The organism is Aureimonas sp. AU12, from assembly GCF_001463705.1.
Classification (GTDB): Bacteria; Pseudomonadota; Alphaproteobacteria; order Rhizobiales; family Rhizobiaceae; genus Aureimonas.
On record NZ_BBWH01000033.1, the window covers coordinates 1 to 21,549 of the forward strand.

Consider the following 21,549-nt stretch of genomic DNA (forward strand, 5'->3'; position numbering starts at 1 on the left):
TGTTCAACCCGCCGCTGGCCGCGTCATGAGAGATATCCCAACTGCGCCGCGAGGGCGACCGCGTGGGTGCGGTTGGAGGCGTCGAGCTTGCGGGTCGCCGCCGTCAGGTATTGCGAGATCGTGTGCTCGGAGAGCGTCAGGATCGTGCCGATCTCCGAGGAGGTCTTGCCGAGCATGGCGAGCTTCAGGCATTCGCGCTCGCGCGCCGTCAGCGGGTTGTTGCGCCGGTTCTCCTCGAAGCGGCACGCCGCGAGGATGCCGAAGATCGAGAAGGCGGCCAGATGCAGGTCGTCGGCCTCCTCGTCGCTCACCGGCGCGCCCGGTCCCGAGAGCACCAGCACCCCGTTGAAGCTCGTCAGGCCGTGCACCGGGCAGTAGATCCCCGACAGGCAGGCATTCACCCCGAGAAACTTCGCCTGCGGGCTCATTTCCGGGTCGCCCTCGTCGTAGCCGTGCAGCGTCTCGGCATCCCAGACGAACGGCACGGCGCCGCCGCGCAACGCCCGCAGAACCGGCGTGAAGCGGTTGAAGCCGAGCCGCTCGAAGCCGCGACGGAACTCCTCGCTCCAGTTCGACAGGATCATCCGCATCTCCGCCCCCGCGTCGTCGGACGAGGGCACGGTCATCAGCGCGAAGCGGGTGAAGCCCCTCGCCTCGGCGAGCGCCGCCACGGCCGCCATCAGGCCCTCTTCCGTCCAGGGGCGCTCGAGCCGCGCGAGAAGGGCGGGACCGGCGCTCATCCCCGCGCGACGCAAGCGTCGAGGGAGGGAAAGATGGCGAGGATGGGGTCGAGACCCGTCGGGGTCATGCGGCGAAATCCTCTTTCGCAGGAGAACGGGACGAAGCGGCGGCAGTGATTCGATGGGCGTTCCGACTCCTCTGTCCTATCGCAAACCTGGCCGCTTTCGAACCGGGAAACGGCCGGGTTTCCTTGAGGGACACGATTTCTTCGCACTGCATGCTCATCGCCGCCCGCCCCCGTGAAACGGGGCCACGCCCGCCGTCCCGCCGCTCCTCTGGCACTCGGGCCCCGGCGATCCCATCTTGGAGGCCGACGCGCCCGCAGCCGGCGGGCGCCCCGCACACCACCGGACCGCTGAGCCGCATGACCGACTTTTCCCCCCGCGAGATCGTCTCCGAGCTCGACCGCCACATCATCGGCCAGGGCGACGCCAAGCGCGCCGTCGCCGTCGCGCTGCGCAACCGCTGGCGCCGGCAGCAGCTCACCGGTTCGCTTCGCGAAGAGGTGATGCCGAAGAACATCCTGATGATCGGACCGACCGGCGTCGGCAAGACCGAGATCTCGCGCCGCCTCGCAAGACTTGCCGGCGCGCCCTTCATCAAGGTCGAGGCGACGAAGTTCACCGAGGTCGGCTATGTCGGGCGCGACGTCGAGCAGATCATCCGCGACCTCGTCGAGATCGGCATCGGCCTCGTGCGCGAGAAGAAGCGCGAGGAGGTCAAGGCCCGGGCCCACCAGGGCGCCGAGGACCGGGTGCTCGACGCGCTCGTCGGCAAGACCGCTTCGCCCGCGACACGCGACAGCTTCCGCAAGAAGCTGCGCTCGGGCGAACTCGACGACAAGGAGATCGACGTCGAGGTGGCCGATACGTCCAACCCGATGGGCGGGCTCGACATTCCCGGCATGCCCGGGGCGAATGTCGGTGTCCTCAACCTGTCCGAGATGTTCGGCAAGGCGATGGGCGGGCGCACCAAGCAGCGCCGCACCAGCGTCAAGGAGAGCTACGACCTTCTCATCAACGAGGAGTCGGACAAACTGCTCGACAACGAGGTGGTGGTCGCCGAGGCGATCTTCGCGGTGGAGAACAACGGCATCGTCTTCCTCGACGAGATCGACAAGGTCGCCAACAAGGACGGCCATGGCGGCGCCGGCGTCTCGCGCGAGGGCGTGCAGCGCGATCTGCTGCCGCTCGTCGAAGGCACCACCGTCGCCACCAAGCACGGGCCGGTCAAGACCGACCACATCCTCTTCATCGCGTCCGGCGCCTTCCACGTCTCCAAGCCCTCCGACCTCCTGCCCGAACTGCAGGGCCGCCTGCCCATCCGCGTCGAGCTGAAGGCGCTGACGAAGGACGACTTCCGCCGCATCCTGACCGAAACCGAAGCCTCGCTCATCAAGCAGTACATCGCCCTGATGAAGACCGAGAACGTCGATCTCGAGATCACCGACGACGCCATCGACGCCATCGCCGATCTCGCGGTGTCGCTGAACGGCTCGATCGAGAACATCGGCGCCCGCCGCCTGCAGACCGTGATGGAGCGCGTCCTCGACGACATCTCCTTCGAAGCCCCCGACAAGGGCGGCCAGAGCTACCGGGTGGACGGCGCCTACGTCCATAAGGCCCTCGACGGCATCGCGGGCAATACCGACCTGTCGCGCTTCATCCTTTGAAGCGCGTGCCGGGTCTTGTTGGCAACACCGACCTGTCGCGCTTCATCCTTTGAAGATCTGGCGCGCTTAGCTGGCAGCACTCACTCGTCGCGATCCCTCTTCTGGGACGCGGCGAGCCTTGCCGATGAGACCGATCGCACTCAGCCGCGGTCGTCGAGAAGCGCCAGGGCGACAAGCATCAGGATGAGCGCGGGGACCGTCTTTACCATCGCCCCCAGCGGATCCAGCCAGAGCGTAGGCGTCAGCACCACGGCGCCCGCCATGTAGCCAAGCGTCAGCGCGATGCCGGCCTTGAGGCCCGCGCCGCTCCAGCGCCTCGTCGCGATGGCGAGGCCGATGGTGATGTCGGCCAGGCTCGTGACGGCTGTGATCGCGGCGGCGAGCGGGCGTGGAACGCCTTGCGCCACGAGGATCCCCGTGGCCGCATCGAAGGCCGGCCAAAGCGCGACCGCGCCTGAGACGATCCAGAACAGCGAGAGCCCACCCAGGATCGCGGCCTTCAGGAGATAGAGCCGGGCGAACCAGCGCTCCTGCACGGTGGCCGGCAGGTCGGCGACGATGCGGCGGATGTCGGGCGGCACGAGGCCGGTCTCGCGCATCCACGGCCCGGGGTCGCCCGCGACGCCGCGCTGCATTTCGCGCAGCGCCGTGGTGCGGATCGGCGGGCGCCAGCCGAGGAGCGCCGCCGCGTCGCCGGCCCGGCTGCCCAGCGCCAGAAGCCAGGACGGCAGGACGAAGCGCGGCTTGACGCCCCCGAACCGCGCGCGGAACGCCGCCAGCACGTCGCCGACGTCGGAGGGCGTGGCCTCCATCACGTCGAACGTCGCGCGTTGCCGGCGCTCTCCGTCCGCCCAGCGCGTCGCCAGATGCGCGATCCCGGAGCCGATATCGGCCATGCGCGTCGCCGCGAAGGGCCGCGCCGCCAGTCCGGCCGGAAGCGCGATGGGCAATGTGGCCAGGGCCCGCATCAGGGCGCTGCCGCCGAAGGCGGCATCACCGATGACGAAGCCCGGCCGCAGGATCACGAAGGGTATCGAGGCCGCCTCGATTCGGCGCTCGGCCTCGCGCTTGGTGCGGCTGAAAGCGGTGCCGTCCTCCTCCGGCCGGCCGGGCACCGACAGGTGCACGAGGAGCACGGGCCGGGGCTGTGCCGCGATCGCTTCGAGAAGGCGCGAGACGAAACCGGCATGGACGTCCCCCGTGCTCGATCCCCCGCCGTCCTGCAGCACGCCGATGCAGTTGACCACGAGGTCGGCGCTTGTGTCGGTCAGGAGTTGCGCAAGCGCCGGCGCATCGAGATCGACGAGCGGCACGATGCGGGCGCTCGAGCCGAAGGCCAAGCGCTGTGCGGCCGACAGGCGGCGCGCGGCGGCCACCACCGGAAAGCCGGCCGCCGCCAGATGGCGCGCGGTGGCCTCGCCGATGAGGCCCGCGGCGCCGAGGACGAGGATCGTCGGCCGGGCACTCACAGAACGGGCGCTCACAGGACGGGCTTCGCGATCATCAGCCAGACGATCGCCAGCACCGAGCCGAAGCCGGGAATGCCAAAGGCGAACCACCAGCGGAACAGCGTGTGATAGGCCGGCGGCAGCGGTTCGCCGACGAGCACCGCGGCGCGGGCGAGATCGCGCATGCGCGCCTGCATCCACACCACCGGCAGCCAAAACAGGCCGGCGACGCCGTAGAGCACCAGCGAGGCGAGGATCCAGCCCTCGCCGATCGGAAAGCCGGCTTCGCGCGCCAGGACGTATCCGGTGATCGGCTGCACCACCACCGCCGAGGCGGTGAAGAGGAGATCGGCGGTGACCACGGTCCCGGCGGTGCGCGCGATGAAGGCGGCGTCGCGGCTGCGATGGGCCATCAGCATGAAGAAGGCGATGCCGCTGCCGGTACCAAGAAGCACCGTCGCCCCGACCACGTGCAGGAACTTGAGGACGAGATAGGACATGGGGCAAGCGCAACGCGGACGAGGGGCAGGATGCCTGATCATCGCAACCGGGCGTGGAGATCCGGTAAAGGCCCGAGCGAGGCCCAAGGGCTCGCAACGCCGGTCGATCCGTTGCTCTGTCGCGACCGACATCGGCGCAGGGCGTTCGCAGGCACAACCACCGCGGCGTGAACCCTCGGGATCGGGCGGTCGTCCGGTGCATGTCGATTGCGTGCCAGCACGCCTTTCTTAACCGCTACCGTCTAAAGATCGGTCGTCGGTCCCCGGGGGGCGCTCCATCATGCCTGCCTATCTTCTCGGCCATGCCGGCGGTCTCATGCTGGAGATCCGACGCGCCGCCCGGCAATTTCGCTTCGTGGCTCTTCTCGTCGCGGCCCACGCGGCGGCCGCGGCCTTCGTCGTCGCGCAGTCCGGCCTGCCGACGAACGTCGCGTTGCTGGAGAGCGGACTCGACCTCTCGGCGTGGGTCTTCGTGCCCTTTCTCCTGTTCTTCGTGGTCTGGCGCGCAGTCCGGCTGATTGCGGTCGAGCGCCCGCCTCGCCCGCTCACGCGCCTTGTCGAGGATCTCGCCCTGATCGTCGGCGACCGGCGCCGGCTGGCGGAGGGTCTCGTCGTCACCCTGATCTACCTCGTGCTGATGGCGAGTTTTGCCCAGATCAAGCATCACGTTCCCCTCGTCGCACCCTTTGCGTGGGACAAGACCTTCTTCGAGCTCGACCACCTCCTCTTCCTCGGTCACGACCCCTGGCGCCTGCTCTGGCCTCTCCTGGGGTCGGCGGAGGCGACCTTCCTCGTCAACCTCTGCTACAATCTCTGGCTCTTCGTCGTCTATTTCTGGATGCTGGCCGCCGCGTTCTCGGTCAGCGATCGCGAGCGCAAGCTCGCCTTCCTCTTCGGCTTCGCGCTCATCTGGATCGTCGGCGGCAATGTCCTGGCGATCGCCTTCTCCTCCGCCGGGCCGGTCTATTACGAGCGCCTTGGCCTTGGAACCGCCTATGTCGAACTGATGGACGGGCTCGCAGCGTCGGACCGGATCTATCCGGTCTGGGCGCTCGGCGTGCAGGAAACGCTCTGGAACAGCTACGCCCACGGCATGGCCGGGCCGAGCGGCATTTCCGCCATGCCGAGCATGCACAACGCCTCCACCGTGTTCCTCGCCGCTTGTGCCCGCACGGTTCATCCCCGGCTCGGGCGGATCATGGCGGGCTTTGCGGTGGTGATCCTCCTCGGCTCGATCCATCTCGGCTGGCACTACGCCGTGGATGGCATCCTCGGCGCCGCCATCGGCGTGGCCGGCTGGTGGATCGGACGGGCGCTGGCCCGCGCCTCGATCCGCGCGACGCCGCGCAACGCCGAGCGCTGACCCGAGTTCGGCGGCCAGGCGCGATCCTCCCGCAAGATCGAAGCTTCGAGCCGCTCTTGCCAAAGGCCGGGTGGCCTGACCGGCGCCACCACCACCACCGAGCGAGTTCTGATCCCGCCATGACCGGGTCGCGGCAACCGACGTTGACGCGCCCGTGAAGGCCATGAACAGTCGCTCGCCGCGAATCGGGCGGGGCCGCTTCGGCCTGCCGCGCGGAGGGGATGACTGGCGATGTCCGCACTTTCCGTCGACGCCGCGCTCGCGGGGATCGGCACCGGCCGCTTCCAGCGCCGGCTCCTCCTCACCTTCGGCCTTGTCTGGGCCGCCGATGCCATGCAGGTCCTGGCGATCGGCTTCACCGCGCCCTCGATCGCCGCGAGCTTCGGCCTCACCGTGCCGCAGGCGCTGCAGACGGGAACGCTGTTCTTCCTCGGCATGCTCGTCGGCGCCTTCGCCTTCGGGCGGCTGGCGGACCGCATCGGACGGCGCAACGTCCTCCTCGTCACCATTCTTCTCGACGCGGTCTTCGGCATCGCCTCGGCCTTCGCGCCCGATTTCGGCTGGCTGCTAGCGCTGCGCTTCCTGACCGGGCTCGGCGTCGGCGGCACGCTGCCGGTGGACTACGCGATGATGGCCGAGTTCCTGCCCGCCGACCGGCGCGGCCGCTGGCTGGTCATGCTCGAAGGCTTCTGGGCGCTCGGTACGGTGTTCGTGGCGCTCGCCGCGCTCGGCGTGCAGACGGCCGGCGTCGAGGAGCCCTGGCGCGCGATCTTCCTCCTCACCGGCCTGCCCGCGCTGCTCGGTCTCGCGATCCGCTTCTGGATCCCGGAATCGCCGCTCTACCTCCTGAAGCGCGGACGCACCGCCGAGGCGCAGGCGGTGATCGCGACCGTGGCGCGGGTCAACGGCCATGCCGGCCCGGTGCCCGAACTTCTGGCGGTGGAAACGCGCCGCGTCTCGCTCGCGGGCCTTTTCCGCGAGCCGGGCCTTGCCCGCCGCACGGCACTGATTCTCGCCACCTGGTTCCTCGTCTCGATGTCCTATTACGGCATCTTCGTCTGGCTGCCGGTGCGCCTCGCCGGCCAGGGGCTCGGCTTCCTGCGCGGCCATCTCTTCCTCGTGCTCGTCGCGCTGGCGCAACTCCCCGGCTACGCGCTGGCGGCCTACGGCGTCGAGCGCTGGGGCCGGCGGCCGACGCTGATCGGCTTCCTCCTCCTCAGCGCCGCCGGGTGCCTGGCCTACGGGCTCGGCACTGCACCGGCGCTCGTGGTGGCCGCGACGCTCGGCATGAGCTTCGCGCTGCTCGGCACATGGGGCGCGCTCTACGCCTTCACGCCCGAGCTCTACCCGACCGAACTGCGCGCCACCGGCATGGGCACCGCCGGCGCCGTGGCGCGGCTCGGCGGGCTGCTGGCGCCCTCGCTTCTGGCGCCGGCCATGGCCGCGAGCTTCGGCCTGACGCTCGGCCTCTTCGCGGCGCTGCTGGCCGGGGCGGCACTGGCGGTGACGATGATCCGCGAGGAGACGCGCAACCAGCCGCTCGCCTGAGCGACGAGCGCATGTCCGGACGAAGCGAACCCCTTCGCTTTCGGACGACGGGGACGTGACGGAGACCTTGGGGGCGTCCGGCGAACCGACGGTCGCGGGACCGGCCCTGGCTCGGCCCGCTTGGGATCAAACACCTGGCTCGTCAGGCCGCCGCGCGGGAGGCGAGCGCGGCGGATTGGCCTTTGAGCGCAAGCCGCGGGTTGAAGCGCCGCAGGATCACCTCGCCGCCTGCCCCGGTTTCGAGGACGCTGCCGGGCGGAATCGCCTGCCAGCCGGCGGCGTCCGCGCCGCAGGGCTCGGAGGCGATGAGCACCGAGCCGTTCTCGATCTTCGAATAGAGCGAGGGCGGCAGGCCGTCGCTCGCCCAGCGGAAGGCGAAGAGCCGCGTCCCGTCGCTATGAACGGCGGCGAAGCGCACGGGCTCGCCCGGCTCGCCGGCCCGCAGCGCCAGGATTTCGGCGAGGATCTCGCCATAGGCGCCGATCGGATCGCTCTCCATGCCGCGCCCCAGCGCCGCGAGGAAGATCGCCTCGGAATCGCAGGTGCCCTTGCGCGCCGGGTAGAGCGCGTCGGGAATCATCGCCTCGACGCGACGGCGCACCTTGGCGTAGTCGCCGATCTGCCCGTTGTGCATGAAGAGCTGGCGCCCCTGCGCGAACGGGTGGCAATTGGCGGTGGAGACCCCGCCCGAGGTCGCCGCGCGCACATGGGCGAGAAAGAGCTTCGAGCGGATCTGCCGGCAGAGCGAGGTGAGGTTGGCGTCCGACCAGGCCGGCAGGATGCCGCGATAGAGGCCGGGCTCGGCCCGCTCGCCATACCAGCCGAGGCCGCAGCCGTCGCCGTTCACCACCGTGCGTGCCTCGCGCGCCGCCATCGACTGCGAGACGAGCGAACCTTCGGGCCGGATCAGGAGGTCCTCCAGGAAGAGAGGCGTTCCGGAATAGGCGAGAAGGCGGCACATGGGCGAACCGGTTCCTGATGCGAGGCCAGACGGGGCGGCGGCAACCGCCGCCGGCAGAGCCTATGCTGCGATGCGTTCCCCGGGCTGACCTCCGGTCGGCCCCATGCGCTCGACGGTCTGACCGGAGGTCGGGCTGGTGCGCCCGACGGGCTGACCACAGGTCAGGGCCGGCTCGCCGAAGGCGAAGCGGATGGCGGCCGCCGCATGGATCGCGGTGGAATCGAAGCCGGGCAGTTCGAGGGCGCCCGGATCGAGCGACAGGCAGATCTCGGTGCAGCCGAGGATGACGCTGTCGGCGCCGGCCGCTCGGCCGCGGGCGATGATGGCCTTCAATGCCTTGCGCGAGCCGTCGAGCACGCGGCCGGCGCAAAGCTCTTCGAAGATGATGCCATGGACGCTCGCGCGGTCCGCTTCGTTCGGGACGATGGGCCGGATGCCGCAATGGGCCTCCATGCGGTCGGCGTAGAAGCCGTGTTCCATCGTGTAGCGGGTGGCCAGCAGGAGCGGACGGCGTATGCCCGCATTCGCCAGCGCCGCGCCGGTCTCCTCGATGATGTCAATGAGCGGGATCGCGACGGCCGAGGCAACGGTCTGCGAGACCAGATGCATCGTGTTGGTGCAGATGAGGACGCAGTCGGCACCGGCCCGCTCCAGCCGTCCGGCACTCTCCGCCAGAAGCGCGCCGGCCAGATCCCAGCGCCCGGCCTTCTGAAGCGCCACGACCTCGGCGAAGTCGAGCGAGTGGATGAGGACATCGGCCGAGGCGAGGCCGCCGGCGCGGGCCCGCACCGCCTCGTTCAGCATGCGGTAGTAGACCGCGGTGGATTCCCAGCTCATGCCGCCGATCAGTCCGATGCGCTTCATTGCGAGGTCCCCTGCCCTGTTATCCCTGTCGATGCACCCAGAATGACACGAGCGCCGCGCGCCATGATCCGCGACTTTCCGAGAATATCGACATCTCCATGCACGATCGAAGCGTCATTCAGCGATATAGCGCATCCAGCTTGCGCCGCTCCTTCACTCGTCGCACATTGCTCCCATGCTCGACGATCGCGACCATCTTCTCCTCACCCTCCTGCAGGACGATGCCGACCGCCCGGTGGCGGAACTGGCCGAACGCGCCTCGCTCTCGCCGTCGGCCTGCTCGCGCCGCATCCAGCGGCTGCGCGACGAGGGTTATATCGTCAGGCGGATCGCGCTGGTGGATCGCCAACGGATCAACCTGCCGACCACGATCTTCGTGATCGTGAAGACCTCGCAGCACGAGAGCGGCTGGCTGGAGGAATTCCGCGCGGCTGTTCATGCGGTGCCGGAGATCGTCGAGGTCCACCGCCTCACCGGCAATTTCGACTACATCCTCAAGCTCGTGCTGCCCAATGTCGAGCACTACGACACGATCTACAGGCGGCTGGTGGCACGGGTCAGCCTGTTCGAGATGTCCGCCTACATCTCGATGGAGACGGTAAAGTCGCAGACCGCGGTGCCGACGCGGTATGCGTGAGCGGCGGCGGCAAGACGGGGACGGGACGGGCAGCGCCCTGGTGTTCGTCGGGGTTCTGCTGCTGGCGACGCCGAGCATCCTCTGGTTCGTGCTCCTCAGCATCGGAGGCACGCTAACGACGATTGTGGTCCTTCCCACCTGGATGGCATCGTCTTTCGACGCCTTTTGGACCGATCCGATCCCGAACGACATCGCGCTTACGTCAGGGCAGGGCATCATCACAAAGGCAGTCGGCCTGATCGGTATCCTGTTTCTCGGCCCGCTGGGGCTGTTCGCGCTCGGGCACCTCGTCGTCCTGCTCAGCGCGCGCGCGACCACGGGTCGGGCAGGGCTTCGGAACTCCCGCCGGTTTGTCGCAAGATGTTTCGCATCCGGCCTCTTGCCATTGCTCGCCGTCCTTGCGATTTCCATCGAATGGGTTGGTTCTCCTTCGACTACGTTTCTGTCCGACGATGACGGGCGGTGGACGATCCGTTGGGCGATCATGAGCGGTTGGCCGATGCTGCCTCTGCTGGTCCTGCTGGCAGCCGAGACCTGGAGCCGGCCTCCCCCGCAGAACACACGGGCCGACGACAGTCCCTGACAATGACCTCGTATGAGACGATAGCGGCGTGTCCTCTCCGGCAACCGAACCCGCCCGACTGTGCGCGAAATGTTTCACGTGGAACGGCCATCGCACCCCTCAGCCTGTTTGGCCTCGCGCCCGCCCCATTGTCCGGTCTAGGACGGGGACCACCCCCGAAGGCCGTCCTGTCCATGTCCCCTTTCGCCGCGATCGCCGCAGCTCTCCTCCTCACCTTCGCGATGCCCGTCGGCGCGGTCAGCCTCGTGCCGCCCGGCAACCGCAATGCCGAGCAGCCCGCGGTACCCGGCGGCTCGACCGCGCGCACGAAGGCGACGCGCTCAAGCTTCGACGCCAAGTACGAGAAGATCCGCGCGCTTCTGGCGGGAAACAAGGACCTGCAGGAGAAGATCCGCACGGCGGCGCGGGCCTACGGCATCCGCCCCATCCACATCGCGGGGGCGCTGGTCGGCGAGCACACCTACAATGTCGACGCGCTCGATCGGCTGCAGACCTATTACGTCAAGGCCATGTCCTACATGAATTCGGGCGTCGCCTTCGCCTATGCGGGCGAGCCGATCGAGGACTTCCTCGCCCGCCCGCAGTTCGGCGTCTGCGACGTCGACGGCGCCAGCGACACCGCCCTCTGGTCCTGCCGCGAGCGGGTCTTCGACGCCGCCTTCCGGGGCCGCGCGGTGGAGGGGCGCTCCTATCCCGCCAACCGCTTCGGCGCGGTGTTCTTCCAGCCCTTCTATGCCGGCCAGACCTTCGGCCTCGGCCAACTCAACCCGCTGACGGCGCTGTCGGTCTCCGACATCGTCCACCGCGTCTCCGGCTATCCCGAGCTCGACATGCGCGAGGCCGGCGAGGTCTATGCGGCGATCATGGATCCCGACAAGACGCTGGCCTACATGGCCGCCGTCATCCGCTCCTCGATCGAGGCCTATCGTGACATCGCCGGCTTCGACATCTCGGGCAATCCCGGCCTCGTCGCGACGCTCTACAATGTCGGCGATCCCGTCGGCCGCGCCCGCGCCCTGAAAGCCGACAACGAGCGCAACCGCGCTGCGGGACGCGCGCCCCGCCTGCCGGAAGAGAACTATTACGGCTGGCTGGTGAACGACCGGATCGAAGATCTCAGCGCGATCTTCCCCTGAGCCGCGTCAGCGCGCGTCCGGTCTACCGAGAACTCCACGTCCATCATGATCCAACGGATGCAGGACGAGGCGTCCCTCCCGCTCGCGATCCTCGAACCAGCGGCGCTCGGCCTCCCAGGCATGGCCGTCCCAGCCGGCGAAGCCGAAGCCGTAGCAGTCGATCCGGGTGTGCGGCGTGGCGACGGTCTCCAGGAGATGGCGCACGGTGAGGAAGCCGGTGCTCGGCGGCGGCGACGGGGTGCCGGGGGCGTCGCCGCGCTCCGTCGCCAGCAGTCGGCTGCTCGCCTCCTCGAGGGCGCCGGGCAAAAGTTTCACAGGCCGTCCGAGCGCGGCAAGGCGAGCCGCCGCCTCCTGCGTCCAGTCGTGGTCGCCGGGTGCCGCCCGCTTCTCGGCGTCCGGGCGCGGTGTGCGCAGCGCCGCCTCGCCGGGATGGATCGGGAGCAGGAACTCGGCAGCCGCGCGCAACACCGGGCGATCGAGGAAGCCGTGATCGTCGAGCCACTCGCGCATCTGCCCGCCGAAATTGACGAGCACGAGATGGGTGACGCGCCGGCCCGTCCTGGCGCCGTGGCCGGCGGCATTGTTGAACCGCACCACCCAGTCGGCGGCGTCGATGGCGTCGCGATGGTCGCCGACCTCCGGCGCGTTGCCGACCACCGCGATCGTGCGTGGCGGCGTCGGAATGTCGTCATGGGCGACGCCGGCAAACAGGGTGATCGGTTTCATCAGGGCCGGCGGGGTCAGGAGGTTCGAAGGACGATGCGCGGGTCTTCGCAGGACAGGCCGTCGCCGGTCTGACCCCGCCTCACTCCGCCGGTGCCGGCCGCGGGGGGGCCTTGGTCCCGAAGCTCCAGGGGAAGCGATCCTCCTGGGTCGAGCTCGGCGCCGCACCCTCCGGCGCCCGCTCGGCTTCGGCTGCCTCGGCCTTCGCCTTCGCGCGCTCCGAAAGGTCGGACCGGTCTTCCCGCTCGCGGCCCCAGAACTTGCCCTTGCGACCCTCGCGCAGCCGCTCGAAGAAGGCGAAGAGCGCCGGCACGATGAAGATGCCGATGAAGGTCGCCGCCAGCATGCCGCCGATCGCCGCCGTGCCGATGGCGTTGCGCGAAGCCGCCCCCGCCCCCGAGGTCAGGACCAGCGGCACGAGGCCGAGGATGAAGGCCAGCGCGGTCATCAGCACCGCGCGGAAGCGCTGCTTGGCGCCGACCACCGCCGCCTCGGTGATCTCCATCCCGTCGAGTTCGCGTCGTTCCTTCGAGAACTCGACGATGAGGATGGCGTTCTTGGCGGCCAGGCCGATCAGCATCACCATGCCGATCTGCGAGTAGATGTTGGAGGAGTAACCGAAGAGCGCCAGCGCCCCCGCCGCGCCTGCGGCCGCGATGGCGATCGACAGCATGACCGCGAGGGGCTGCAGCCAGCTTTCGTACTGCGCCACGAGGAAGAGATAGGCGAAGACGAAGGCCAGCGCGAAGGCGATGGTGGTCACCGAGCCCGCCTGCTGCTCCTGATAGGAGGTGCCGGAAAACTGGTAGGAATAGCCCTCGGGTAGCGTCTCCGCGGCCACCTCCTCCAATGCCGCGAGCGCGGCGCCCGAGGAATATCCCGCCGCCGGCTGGCCGGTGATCTGCGGCGCGGTGAAGAGGTTGAAGCGCGGCACCGTATACGGGCCGAAGGTCGTGTCGACCGTCACCACCGAGCGCAGCGGCACCATCTGTCCGCTGGCGTTCTTGGCGTAGAGTTCGGCGATGTCGGAGGCCGCCGCGCGCGCGTCGGCCTCGGCCTGCAGGCGCACCTGATAGACGCGCCCGTCATAGATGAACTGGTTGACGAAGGTCTCGCCCATCGCGCTGCCGACAGTGTCGTAGATGTCGGAGACGGTGAGGCCGAGAGTCTCGGCCCGGTCGCGGTCGATCGTCATGTAGAGGCGCGGCACGTCGGCCGAGAAGGTGGTGCGGGCGCCCTCGATCTCCGGCCGCTCGTTGACGGCCGAGACGAAGGAACTGGCGACCTGCGCCACCTCGGCGGGGTCCTGCCCGCCCTGCGCCAGCAGTTCGAAGGTGAAGCCGCCGACCGAGCCGAGGCCGGGAATGGGCGGCGGCGGGAAGGCCGCAACCTGGACGCCCGGGATCTGCGCGAAGCGGCCCTGGAGTTCGCCGAGGATGGTGAAGAGGTCGGGCCGCTCGCCCCAAGGGGTCAGCGTGACGATGCCGAGGCCCCCGGAGGAGCGCTGCGAGGACTGCAGCAGCGAGTAGCCGGCATTGAGGACGTAGGCGTTGACGCCCTCGGTCTCGCGCAGGATGTCGCCGATCTCCAGCATCGCCTCGGTGGTGCGCTGAAGCGAGGCGCCGTCGGGGAGCGAGACGTCGAAGAGGATGGCGCCCTGGTCCTCGTCCGGCAGCAGCGTCGAGGGCAGCGCCAGGAACGAGACGGTGGCGACCGCGAACCCGAGCGCCAGCACGCCGAGCGCGATGAGGACGCGGCGCACGAGAAACTCGACGGAGCGCCCATAGGCGTTGCGGGTGGCGTCCAGCCCCTTGTTGAACCAGCGCAGCGGCCCCCAGGCGGCGCTGGGCGGACGCAGCATCGTGGCCGCGAGCGCCGGGGTCAGCGTCAGCGCCACGATCGAGGACAGCACCATCGAGATCGACAGGGCCAGGCCGAACTGGCGGTAGAGCTGGCCGGACAGGCCGGGCAGGAAGGTGGTGGGCAGGAACACGGCCAGCAGCACGAGCGTCGTCGAGACGATCGGGCCGGTGATCTCGGCCATGGCGATGCGCGTCGCCTCGACCCGGTCGAGCTTGCGCTCGGTCATCACCCGCTGGACGTTCTCGACCACGAGAATGGCGTCGTCGACCACGAGACCGATGGCGAGGATCAGCGCCAGCAGCGTGATGACGTTGATGGTGAAGCCGATCACCAAGAGCACCGCAAAGGTGCCGATGAGCGAGACGGGAATGGCGAGCGCGGGAATGAGCGTCGAGCGCCAGTCCTGCAGGAAGACGAACACCACGACGACGATGATCGCGGCGGTGATCGCCAGCGTCAGGATGATCTCGTGGATCGTGGCGTCCACGAACTGGGTGGAATCGTAGATGATCCGGTAGTCGAGCCCGGCGGGGAAGCTGCCCTTCAGGCGCTCAAGCTCGGCGCGCAGCGCCGTCACGGTCTGCAGCGCGTTGGCGCCGGGCGCCTGGTTGACCTGGATCGTCTTGCCGGGATTGTCGCCGACATAGGAATTGACCGCGTAGCTCTCCGAGCCGAGCTCGATGCGCGCCACGTCCTTCAGCCGCACGATGGCGCCGTTGGTCTGGGCCCGAACGACGATGTTCTCGAACTGCTCGGCGGTGTTGAGCTGGCCCTGCGAGGTGACGGTATAGACCACCGCCTGCCCCTCGGGCGCCGGGGCGCCGCCGATCTGGCCGGTGGAGGCCGGCAGGTTCTCGGCGGCGATGGCGTTGGTGATGTCGGCCGCCGAGATCGAGAGGGCGGCCATGCGCACCGGATCGGTCCACACGCGCATCGAATAGTCGGCATTGCCGATGATGTTGGCGTCGCCCACGCCGTCGACGCGCTGCAGCGCCGTCACCACGTCGGACGACAGATAGGCGCCGATGTCGATCGTGGAGATCCGCCCGCCCTCGGAATAGAAGGCGACCGCCATGAGGAAGTTCGGCGAGCGGGAGCGCACCGTCACGCCCTGACGCGTCACCGCCTCGGGCAGCTGCGCGGTGGCGAGCTGGACACGGTTGGAGACGTTGACCTGTGCGATGTCGGGATCGGTGCCGATGGCGAAGGTGATGGACAGCGAATAGGTGCCGGAATCCGTCGAGGTCGAGGACATGTAGGTCATGTTCTCGACGCCGTTGATGGCGCGCTCCAGCGGGTCGCCGACGGCTTGCGCCAGCACCGTGGAATCGGCGCCGGGATAGGTCGCCGAGACCGAGACGGTCGGCGGGGTGATCTCGGGATATTGCGCCACCGGCAGCACCGCCATGGCGAGAAGCCCGGCGAGCACCACGACGATCGAGATGACGCCCGCAAGACGCGGGCGGCGGATGAAGGTTTCGGAGATCATCGCGCGGCCGATCCGCCGCCGGTGCCGGCAGTCCCGGTATCGGACGTGCCCGGCGTCGTGGCCCCGCCTGTCTGGCCGCCGCGAGACTGGCGCCGGGCCTCGGCCTCGGCCTCCGCTTCCGCCGCGCTGAGCGGGCGCACCGTCGCCCCCTCCTTGGCGCTCGCCGAACCGCGCACGATGACGGTCTCGCCGCCCGACAGGCCGCTCGTCACCGAAGCCATGTTGCCGATCGTCTTGCCGGTGGTGACCGGGCGGCGCTCGACGACGTTCTCGCCGTTCACCACGAGCACCGAGCGGCCCTCGCGCGAGAGCTGGATCGCGGCCTGCGGGACGACGGGCAGGACCGGCGGGTTCTTCTCGCTCGCCACGAGGCTGACATTCTGGTTGTCGAGGAGGATGCCGCCGGGATTGGGAAAGGCGATGCGGGCCTCGACCGTGCCGGTCGCCGCGTTCACCGTGTTGCCGACGAAGTCGAAGCGTCCGTTCGGCTCGTAGTCGGCGCCGTTGGGCAGGCGTAGCGCCAGCCGGAAATCGTCGCCGATCGCGTCGGCGTCCGAGCGCGTGCCGGCATCCACCGTCTCGGCGCCGGGGGGCGGCGGGGGCGCGCCGGCTGCGGCCGTGCCCTCGGCGGACGCGATGCGCGTGCCCCCGCCAGTGCCGCCGGCGGCGCCCTCGCTGGGTGCCACAGCGTCGCCCTGGTCTTCACCACCCGGCGCGGCAGCCGCCGCGGTCTCGCCCTCAGCGCCCTCGCCGGCGCCGCCGATCTCACCGTTGCGGGCGATCGGGGTCTCCTGCGTCTCGCCGACGCCGATGCGCTGCCAGGTGATGAGCTGGCCCTCGCCGATCGGGAAGACGCCCCAGATCGGGTCCATCTGCGTCAATGTCGCCAGCTCGCTCGCCGTGGTGGTTGAGACGTAGTTGCCGCGGGTGATGAGCGGGGCCGACATGACGCCGTCGATCGCGGCCTCGATGCGGGTGTAGGAGAGGTCGAGCTGGGCCTGCGTCACCGCGGCCTCGGCCTGGAGGAGGCTGGCGCGTGCGGTCTCGACCTGCGCCGTGGCGTCGTCGAGCGTGGCGCGCGCCGTGACGCCGGACTGGGCGAGGCCCCGCTGGCGCTCGAAATTACGCTGCGCCTGCGAGAGCGTCGCCTGCGCGCCTGCCTGCTGCGCCTCGGCCGAACGCAGCGCCGCTTCGTATTGCGCGGGTTCGATCTGGAAGAGCAGGTCGCCGGCGCGAACCCGCTGGCCGCCGTTGAAAGCGACGTTCTGGATGTATCCGTCGACGCGCGCGCGCACCGCCACCTGCTCGATCGGCTGGATCGTGCCGATGAAGTCGATCGTGTCGCCGACGGCCTGCGTCTGCACGGTCTCGACGATGACCGCCGCCGGCTCGGCCGACGCGCCGGCGACATCGCCCGTGCCCTGTCCGCCACCGTCCGCTGCCTGCTCGTCGCCTTTGCCGCCGCCGAACCAGCCGGCCATGAAACCGGGCAGCTCGACGCGGCCGATGAGCGGAATGTCGATGCCGGGGGCCTGCGCCGCCGCACCGGTCGCCGCCGGCTCGGCCGCGCCGCCGGATTGGGCGAGCGCGACGCCGGGCACGGCAAGGAGCGAGCCGAGCACGAGCGCGCTGGCGGCGGAGCGGAAGCGAACGGCTTTCGAGCCCATCGAAGATCTCACGTGACGGGAGGCGGCGGCGCGGACGCGCGGCCGGATCGATCGAGCAATTAGGCGCGAATGCAAATGTGGCGAGCCGCACTGCAACGATCACGGGAAGATGACGCTGCGGCCCATCGTCCTGCGGGCCTGTCGGCGTCGTCCTTGCTTCAGCGACGGCGTCGCGCCCGGTTGGCGGCCGCGGCTCGCGCGGCGGCCTCTTCGAGCAGCGCCAGCAGCGCCCGGTGGTCGGCCGGCGCCAGCAGGCCGATCGTCTCGGCCAGCCGGTTGGCGAGCGCTGTCGCGTCCGGCCCGAGCCCGGCGGTGTCCACCGTGACCTTGGGATGGGAGAGTTCGGCGAGACGCTGCAACTCCTCCGCCTCGTCCCAGATCACGTTGAGATAGCCGAGGATGCGCTGGAGGAGGTCCCAGGTCGGACGCCCGCGCCGCCCGTGCTCCAGCGCCGAGAGATAGGCCGAGGAAACGCCGAGCGCCTGCGCCATCTGGCTCTGCGTGACGCCGCGCTCGCGCCGCAGTTCGCGCAGGCGCTGGCCGAACGGCGTCACGGCCGGCGCACCCGCACGTAGAAGGCGCCGTCGCCGCCATGGCCGCGCTCGGCCGGCTCGAACCCGGCGACGAGCCGGCGGAACTCGGGCGTCGAGAACCAGTGCGGCATGGCGCGTTTCAAGGTGCCGGTGGAGCCGAAGGAGGCGCCGCGCCCGGTGATCACCAGCACGTGGCGCATGCCGCGCGCCTGCGCGCCCCGCAGGAAGAACAGGAGCGTGCCGTGCGCGGTCGCCTCGGTCTGGCCATGCAGGTCGATGCGATCGTCGAGCGCGATGCGGCCCTTGCCGATCTTGCGCCGCACCGGCCGCTCGATCGGATGCAGCGGCGCGAAGCCGAGCCCGGGGCGCGGCGGCGCAAGCGGGGTGGCGCCAGCGGCGACGGGATCGGCGAGCGCGAAGGCGCCTTTCCGCTTGTCGGGTTTGGGGGGCGCCGGGGGCGGAGGCGGCGGAGGCGGCGGAAACACGGCATCCGGCTCGGCCAGCAGCTCCGGCATGCGCTTGCCCTTCAACGGCACGGCGGAGCGCGCGATCACCGCCCAGAGGCGCGTCTCGTCGCTCGACAGGGGTCGGCGCTTCCTCATGGCCTCGCCCCCTCGCGCGGATGCAGCAGGGTGAAGCGGGCGGCATCGCGGATGCGCCCGGCGAGCGCCCCCGCCGCCTCGCCCGAGCCGGTGAAGAGATCGCCGCGCGCCGCTCCGAGGATCGCCGAGCCGGTGTCCTGCGCCACGAGAAGCCGGCGGAACGGCGCGCCGTCCACCTGCAGGCCGGGAGCCTCGACGATCACGGGCGTCCCGAACGTGTGCAGCGTGCGATCGACCGCGAGCGAGGCCATCGCCGTCAACGGCACGCCGGCGGCGCCGATCGGCCCATGGGGCGTCCCCGCGCCCGGCGCCTCGTCCGGCAGGAGGCGAAAGAAGATGAACGAGCGGTTGCGCTCCAGCAGCGCCCGGCGCTCGCCGGGATGGGCGGCGAGCCAGCGACGCAGGCCCGCCATGTCGGCCTCCTCCAGCGCCAGCTTGCCCTCGGTCACGAGAACCCGGCCGATCGCGGTGAAGCGATGGCCGTTCTTGGCGGCATAGCCGACCCGCACGGTGCGACCATCCTCCAGCACGAGGCGCGCCGAACCCTGAACGTGGATGAAGAAGGCGTCGACGGGATCGGCGAGCCAGGCGATCTCGAGCCCGCGGCCGGCCAGCGCCCCGGCCTCGATCGCGGCGCGGTCGGGATAGTCGGCAAGGCTTCCATCAGTGAGGCGCCGGTGAAACGTCGGGGTCGCCGGCGTGGCCGGCTCGCCCTCGTTCTCGATCCGTACGAGGTCGGCAGGCGGGCCGTAGAGCGGCACGCCGAAGCGCGGCGTTCGGGTCAGCGAGGCTTCGACCAGCGGTTCGTAATAGCCGGTCAGGAAGCCCTCGGCCTCGATCCGCATCGGCTGGAACCAGCGCTCGAAGAAACGCCGCGCTTCGTCCTGCGGGATGTCGACGGGCTGCGCCAGCACGGCCGCGGCCGCGCCGGCGAAGCGCGCCGGGCCCAAGCCGAAGCGTCCGGTTTCCGGCGTTCCCGCGAGAAGTGCGGGCGCGGAGGCGCGGAACGCGGCGAGGGCCGGCCCGGCATGGAAGCCGGACCAGCCCTCGACGGCGTCGAAGCTTACGGGAGAGAGACTGGGAAGAGACGCGGCGGGCGGAGATGGAACTCCGGGGGCCGGGGCGTCGGGGGACGCCATGTCAGTCCTCGGATTCGGTCTCGACCAGTTTCCAGTTCGGATCCTTCGAGCGCGTGTCGCGGGCGAAGGTCCAGACGTCGCGGACCTCGACCACGGTCTCGGGATCGCCGTCCACCACCTCGCCGCTGGCCTTCGTGGTGGCCGAGATGAGCTGCGAGACAATGCGCAGCGTCACGAAGGCCTCGCGGTCCTTCAGTTCGGCCGAGGCGATCGCGGCGTCGTTGATGCCGACGAAGGAGGACTGCATCCGCTCGCCCCGCGCCTCGCGCTGGGTGATCGAGGCCTCGAAGCCCTGGTAGACGTCCGACGACAGGAGATTCTTCAGGAGCTTGCGGTCGCCATCGGCAAAGGCCGTCACCACCATCTCGTAGGCGACCTTGGCGCCGTCGAGGAAGGTCTTCACCTCGAAGGCGGGATCGGCGTCGCGGATGCGGCGCAGTTCGGCGTTGAGCGGCGTGCCGGGTTCGGCCAGCTTGTCGATGCCGTCGTAGATCCCGACCGCCGGGGTCTCGTCGGTGCCGACGCGGCGCGAGGGCAGGGTCACGACATTGCCCTGCTCGCGCGCGGCGCCCGTCTCGGGCGGCCGCGAGAACGGATCGAAGGGCGGCCGCTCCTGGCCGGTGCGACGGCCCAGCACGCTGCGCAGCTGATAGAGGACAATCGCCGCCACCACGATGAAGAAGATCGTCCCGAAGCCCATGAAACCGTGTCTGCCTTACAAGAAGAATTTGATGTCTCTCCATATAGAGACTCCCGGCCCTTCATTCAAATTCACGAAGACGCGTCTTATCTCTGGTGCATCCGCTCTTGCCGAACGTGGGAAACCGATCCTTATCCTCACGCCGGCGCCCTCGCCCCGAATTGCCGGAGACCCGTTCCGCCCATGCCGCTGATCCTCGTTCCCCTTGCGCTCCTGGCGCTGCCGCTTCTCGAGATCGGCGTGTTCATCTGGGTCGGCAACCATATCGGCGTCGGCTGGACGCTGGCACTGGTGCTGCTCTCGGTGGTGGTCGGCGCGACGCTCCTCAAGCGCCAGACCCTCTCGACGCTGGCGGCGGCCCGCGCCACCGCCCGCGCCGGCCGGGTGCCCGACCGGGAGATCGCCCACGGCGCGATGATCGCGCTGGCCGGCATCCTCCTGGTGCTGCCGGGCTTCGTCACCGATATCGCAGGCCTGCTCCTGTTCCTGCCGCCGGTGCGCGATCTCGTCTGGAACGCCGTGCGCCGTCGCATCCGGGTCGTCGAGGTCGGCGGACGAAACGGCCCGGTCCGGCCCTACGAGCCCGCGCCGGACGTTCTCGACCTCAGCGGCGCCGAGTTCACGCGCCGCGACGACGGCAGTCCCTGGGTGCGAATCGACGACGCAAGCCGCCGCAAGCCGGGCGGGCGCGACGATACGCCGACGGTACACTGACGGATGCGCATGCCGAGCCGCCCCGGCGCTGCAACTTGTCTCGCAGGAGCGCGCGTGATAGCTGCCGCACCGATCAAAGGCGCCGCGTGACGCCCCACCCGGCCCTCGCGCCGAACCCATGAACGGGAGGCTTTCCATGTCCGAAACCGATCAGACGCCGATGAACGGCACCGACACCAGCGCACCGGCGCCCAACCTCAGCATCCTCGCCCAGTACATCAAGGATCTCTCCTTCGAGAGCCCGAAGGCGCCGGGTTCGCTGCGCGGCCAGACGAACGCGCCGGGCATCAACATCGGCGTCAATGTCGGCGCCAACGCGGTGCAGGGCGGCGACAACGAGTACGACGTGCGGCTGACGCTGAACGCGCGGGCCGGCGAAGGCGCCGAGACGCTGTTTCACGTGGAACTCGAATATGGCGGCGTCTTCCGCCTGACCGGCTTCCCGCAGGAGCACATGCTGCCGCTGCTCTTCATCGAGTGCCCGCGCCTGCTCTTCCCGTTTGCGCGCCAGATCGTCGCCGACGTCACCCGCAATGCCGGCTTCCCGCCGCTGATGATCGACCCCATCGACTTCTCGACGCTGTTCACCCAGCGCATGGCCGAAGAGCGGGCCCGTGCGCAGGTCCAGACCGTCTAAACGACGCACGCTGATCGATCGCGAACGAA

General features: G+C 69.8%; 20 protein-coding genes. 8 read left to right on the plus strand and 12 right to left on the minus strand.

Annotated features, from left to right (window positions below; translation table 11 throughout):
* Positions 1–23: 23 nt before the first annotated feature.
* Positions 24–740 (minus strand): LuxR family transcriptional regulator, encoded by a 717-nt coding sequence (locus AUL33_RS13925; protein ID WP_062209169.1) that lies wholly within the window; start codon positions 738–740, stop codon positions 24–26.
* Between the two features lie 365 nt (positions 741–1,105).
* Between AUL33_RS13925 and hslU the strand changes: the two genes are divergently transcribed.
* Positions 1,106–2,413, plus strand: coding sequence for an ATP-dependent protease ATPase subunit HslU (gene hslU / locus AUL33_RS13930; RefSeq protein ID WP_062209173.1), 1,308 nt, complete (start codon positions 1,106–1,108; stop codon positions 2,411–2,413).
* A 140-nt stretch (positions 2,414–2,553) separates the two neighbouring features.
* On the opposite strand, the gene AUL33_RS13935 is transcribed toward hslU, so the two are convergent.
* Both AUL33_RS13935 and AUL33_RS13940 read right to left on the minus strand, forming a co-directional pair.
* Positions 2,554–3,897 carry an SDR family oxidoreductase gene (locus AUL33_RS13935; RefSeq protein ID WP_244492247.1) on the minus strand — a complete coding sequence of 448 codons (1,344 nt, stop codon included), beginning with the start codon at positions 3,895–3,897 and terminating at the stop codon, positions 2,554–2,556.
* Positions 3,894–4,361: a DUF2269 domain-containing protein gene (locus AUL33_RS13940; RefSeq protein ID WP_062209178.1), complete on the minus strand. Its 468-nt coding sequence runs from the start codon at positions 4,359–4,361 to the stop codon at positions 3,894–3,896. Before AUL33_RS13940 ends, AUL33_RS13935 begins: the two co-directional genes overlap by 4 nt.
* A gap of 280 nt (positions 4,362–4,641) precedes the next feature.
* Between AUL33_RS13940 and AUL33_RS13945 the strand changes: the two genes are divergently transcribed.
* Both AUL33_RS13945 and AUL33_RS13950 read left to right on the plus strand, forming a co-directional pair.
* Positions 4,642–5,724: a phosphatase PAP2 family protein gene (locus AUL33_RS13945; RefSeq protein WP_062209181.1), complete on the plus strand. Its 1,083-nt coding sequence runs from the start codon at positions 4,642–4,644 to the stop codon at positions 5,722–5,724.
* Between the two features lie 231 nt (positions 5,725–5,955).
* Positions 5,956–7,272: an MFS transporter gene (locus AUL33_RS13950; protein WP_062209199.1), complete on the plus strand. Its 1,317-nt coding sequence runs from the start codon at positions 5,956–5,958 to the stop codon at positions 7,270–7,272.
* 142 nt (positions 7,273–7,414) lie between these two features.
* Here AUL33_RS13950 and AUL33_RS13955 read toward each other — a convergent pair whose 3' ends face one another.
* Entirely contained in the window at positions 7,415–8,233 is an 819-nt protein-coding gene (locus AUL33_RS13955; RefSeq protein ID WP_062209202.1) for a class II glutamine amidotransferase, read from the minus strand.
* Positions 8,234–8,293: 60 nt separating this feature from the next.
* Entirely contained in the window at positions 8,294–9,097 is an 804-nt protein-coding gene (locus AUL33_RS13960) for an aspartate/glutamate racemase family protein (RefSeq protein WP_082652594.1), read from the minus strand.
* Positions 9,098–9,272: 175 nt separating this feature from the next.
* Between AUL33_RS13960 and AUL33_RS13965 the strand changes: the two genes are divergently transcribed.
* The 3 genes from AUL33_RS13965 to AUL33_RS13975 all read left to right on the plus strand — a co-directional run bounded on the left by AUL33_RS13965 (position 9,273) and on the right by AUL33_RS13975 (position 11,453).
* A complete protein-coding gene (locus tag AUL33_RS13965; RefSeq protein WP_062209205.1) occupies positions 9,273–9,734 on the plus strand; it encodes an Lrp/AsnC family transcriptional regulator in 462 nt (153 codons plus the stop codon).
* Entirely contained in the window at positions 9,727–10,317 is a 591-nt protein-coding gene (locus AUL33_RS13970) for a hypothetical protein (RefSeq protein ID WP_062209208.1), read from the plus strand. The genes AUL33_RS13965 and AUL33_RS13970 overlap by 8 nt, the downstream gene beginning before the upstream one ends.
* Before the next feature lie 173 nt (positions 10,318–10,490).
* Positions 10,491–11,453 (plus strand): DUF1402 family protein, encoded by a 963-nt coding sequence (locus AUL33_RS13975; protein WP_062209211.1) that lies wholly within the window; start codon positions 10,491–10,493, stop codon positions 11,451–11,453.
* A gap of 6 nt (positions 11,454–11,459) precedes the next feature.
* Here AUL33_RS13975 and AUL33_RS13980 read toward each other — a convergent pair whose 3' ends face one another.
* From AUL33_RS13980 to AUL33_RS14010, 7 genes are all read right to left on the minus strand, one after another.
* A complete protein-coding gene (locus AUL33_RS13980) occupies positions 11,460–12,179 on the minus strand; it encodes a hypothetical protein (protein WP_062209214.1) in 720 nt (239 codons plus the stop codon).
* Between the two features lie 79 nt (positions 12,180–12,258).
* Positions 12,259–15,528 (minus strand): efflux RND transporter permease subunit, encoded by a 3,270-nt coding sequence (locus AUL33_RS13985; RefSeq protein WP_082652595.1) that lies wholly within the window; start codon positions 15,526–15,528, stop codon positions 12,259–12,261.
* Entirely contained in the window at positions 15,525–17,195 is a 1,671-nt protein-coding gene (locus AUL33_RS13990; RefSeq protein ID WP_062209217.1) for an efflux RND transporter periplasmic adaptor subunit, read from the minus strand. The genes AUL33_RS13985 and AUL33_RS13990 overlap by 4 nt, the downstream gene beginning before the upstream one ends.
* A gap of 158 nt (positions 17,196–17,353) precedes the next feature.
* Positions 17,354–17,749, minus strand: coding sequence for a helix-turn-helix domain-containing protein (locus AUL33_RS13995; RefSeq protein WP_062209220.1), 396 nt, complete (start codon positions 17,747–17,749; stop codon positions 17,354–17,356).
* On the minus strand, positions 17,746–18,330 hold the full coding sequence (locus AUL33_RS14000; RefSeq protein WP_062209223.1) for a Smr/MutS family protein: 585 nt from the start codon (positions 18,328–18,330) through the stop codon (positions 17,746–17,748). The genes AUL33_RS13995 and AUL33_RS14000 overlap by 4 nt, the downstream gene beginning before the upstream one ends.
* A complete protein-coding gene (locus AUL33_RS14005; protein ID WP_062209225.1) occupies positions 18,327–19,469 on the minus strand; it encodes a murein transglycosylase A in 1,143 nt (380 codons plus the stop codon). The genes AUL33_RS14000 and AUL33_RS14005 overlap by 4 nt, the downstream gene beginning before the upstream one ends.
* 1 nt (position 19,470) lies before the next feature.
* The gene (locus AUL33_RS14010) at positions 19,471–20,169 is read right to left on the minus strand and encodes a Tim44/TimA family putative adaptor protein (RefSeq protein WP_062209228.1); all 699 of its coding nucleotides are present in this window, start codon (positions 20,167–20,169) and stop codon (positions 19,471–19,473) included.
* 183 nt (positions 20,170–20,352) lie between these two features.
* Here AUL33_RS14010 and AUL33_RS14015 point away from each other — a divergent pair, with 183 nt between their 5' ends.
* Both AUL33_RS14015 and secB read left to right on the plus strand, forming a co-directional pair.
* On the plus strand, positions 20,353–20,883 hold the full coding sequence (locus AUL33_RS14015) for an FxsA family protein (RefSeq protein ID WP_062209231.1): 531 nt from the start codon (positions 20,353–20,355) through the stop codon (positions 20,881–20,883).
* 136 nt (positions 20,884–21,019) lie between these two features.
* A complete protein-coding gene (gene secB / locus AUL33_RS14020; RefSeq protein WP_156419419.1) occupies positions 21,020–21,520 on the plus strand; it encodes a protein-export chaperone SecB in 501 nt (166 codons plus the stop codon).
* The last annotated feature ends 29 nt before the right edge of the window (positions 21,521–21,549 follow it).

Excerpts from the sequence above, each read along its gene's own strand:
- AUL33_RS13925 (WP_062209169.1), bottom strand. The coding sequence starts at position 740 with ATGAGCGCCGGTCCCGCCCTTCTCGCGCGGCTCGAGCGCCCCTGGACG.
- hslU (WP_062209173.1), top strand. The coding sequence starts at position 1,106 with ATGACCGACTTTTCCCCCCGCGAGATCGTCTCCGAGCTCGACCGCCAC.
- AUL33_RS13940 (WP_062209178.1), bottom strand. The coding sequence starts at position 4,361 with ATGTCCTATCTCGTCCTCAAGTTCCTGCACGTGGTCGGGGCGACGGTG.
- AUL33_RS13945 (WP_062209181.1), top strand. The coding sequence starts at position 4,642 with ATGCCTGCCTATCTTCTCGGCCATGCCGGCGGTCTCATGCTGGAGATC.
- AUL33_RS13950 (WP_062209199.1), top strand. The coding sequence starts at position 5,956 with ATGTCCGCACTTTCCGTCGACGCCGCGCTCGCGGGGATCGGCACCGGC.
- AUL33_RS13955 (WP_062209202.1), bottom strand. The coding sequence starts at position 8,233 with ATGTGCCGCCTTCTCGCCTATTCCGGAACGCCTCTCTTCCTGGAGGAC.
- AUL33_RS13960 (WP_082652594.1), bottom strand. The coding sequence starts at position 9,097 with ATGAAGCGCATCGGACTGATCGGCGGCATGAGCTGGGAATCCACCGCG.
- AUL33_RS13965 (WP_062209205.1), top strand. The coding sequence starts at position 9,273 with ATGCTCGACGATCGCGACCATCTTCTCCTCACCCTCCTGCAGGACGAT.
- AUL33_RS13970 (WP_062209208.1), top strand. The coding sequence starts at position 9,727 with ATGCGTGAGCGGCGGCGGCAAGACGGGGACGGGACGGGCAGCGCCCTG.
- AUL33_RS13975 (WP_062209211.1), top strand. The coding sequence starts at position 10,491 with ATGTCCCCTTTCGCCGCGATCGCCGCAGCTCTCCTCCTCACCTTCGCG.
- AUL33_RS13980 (WP_062209214.1), bottom strand. The coding sequence starts at position 12,179 with ATGAAACCGATCACCCTGTTTGCCGGCGTCGCCCATGACGACATTCCG.
- AUL33_RS13985 (WP_082652595.1), bottom strand. The coding sequence starts at position 15,528 with ATGATCTCCGAAACCTTCATCCGCCGCCCGCGTCTTGCGGGCGTCATC.
- AUL33_RS13990 (WP_062209217.1), bottom strand. The coding sequence starts at position 17,195 with ATGGGCTCGAAAGCCGTTCGCTTCCGCTCCGCCGCCAGCGCGCTCGTG.
- AUL33_RS14000 (WP_062209223.1), bottom strand. The coding sequence starts at position 18,330 with ATGAGGAAGCGCCGACCCCTGTCGAGCGACGAGACGCGCCTCTGGGCG.
- AUL33_RS14005 (WP_062209225.1), bottom strand. The coding sequence starts at position 19,469 with ATGGCGTCCCCCGACGCCCCGGCCCCCGGAGTTCCATCTCCGCCCGCC.
- AUL33_RS14010 (WP_062209228.1), bottom strand. The coding sequence starts at position 20,169 with ATGGGCTTCGGGACGATCTTCTTCATCGTGGTGGCGGCGATTGTCCTC.
- AUL33_RS14015 (WP_062209231.1), top strand. The coding sequence starts at position 20,353 with ATGCCGCTGATCCTCGTTCCCCTTGCGCTCCTGGCGCTGCCGCTTCTC.
- secB (WP_156419419.1), top strand. The coding sequence starts at position 21,020 with ATGTCCGAAACCGATCAGACGCCGATGAACGGCACCGACACCAGCGCA.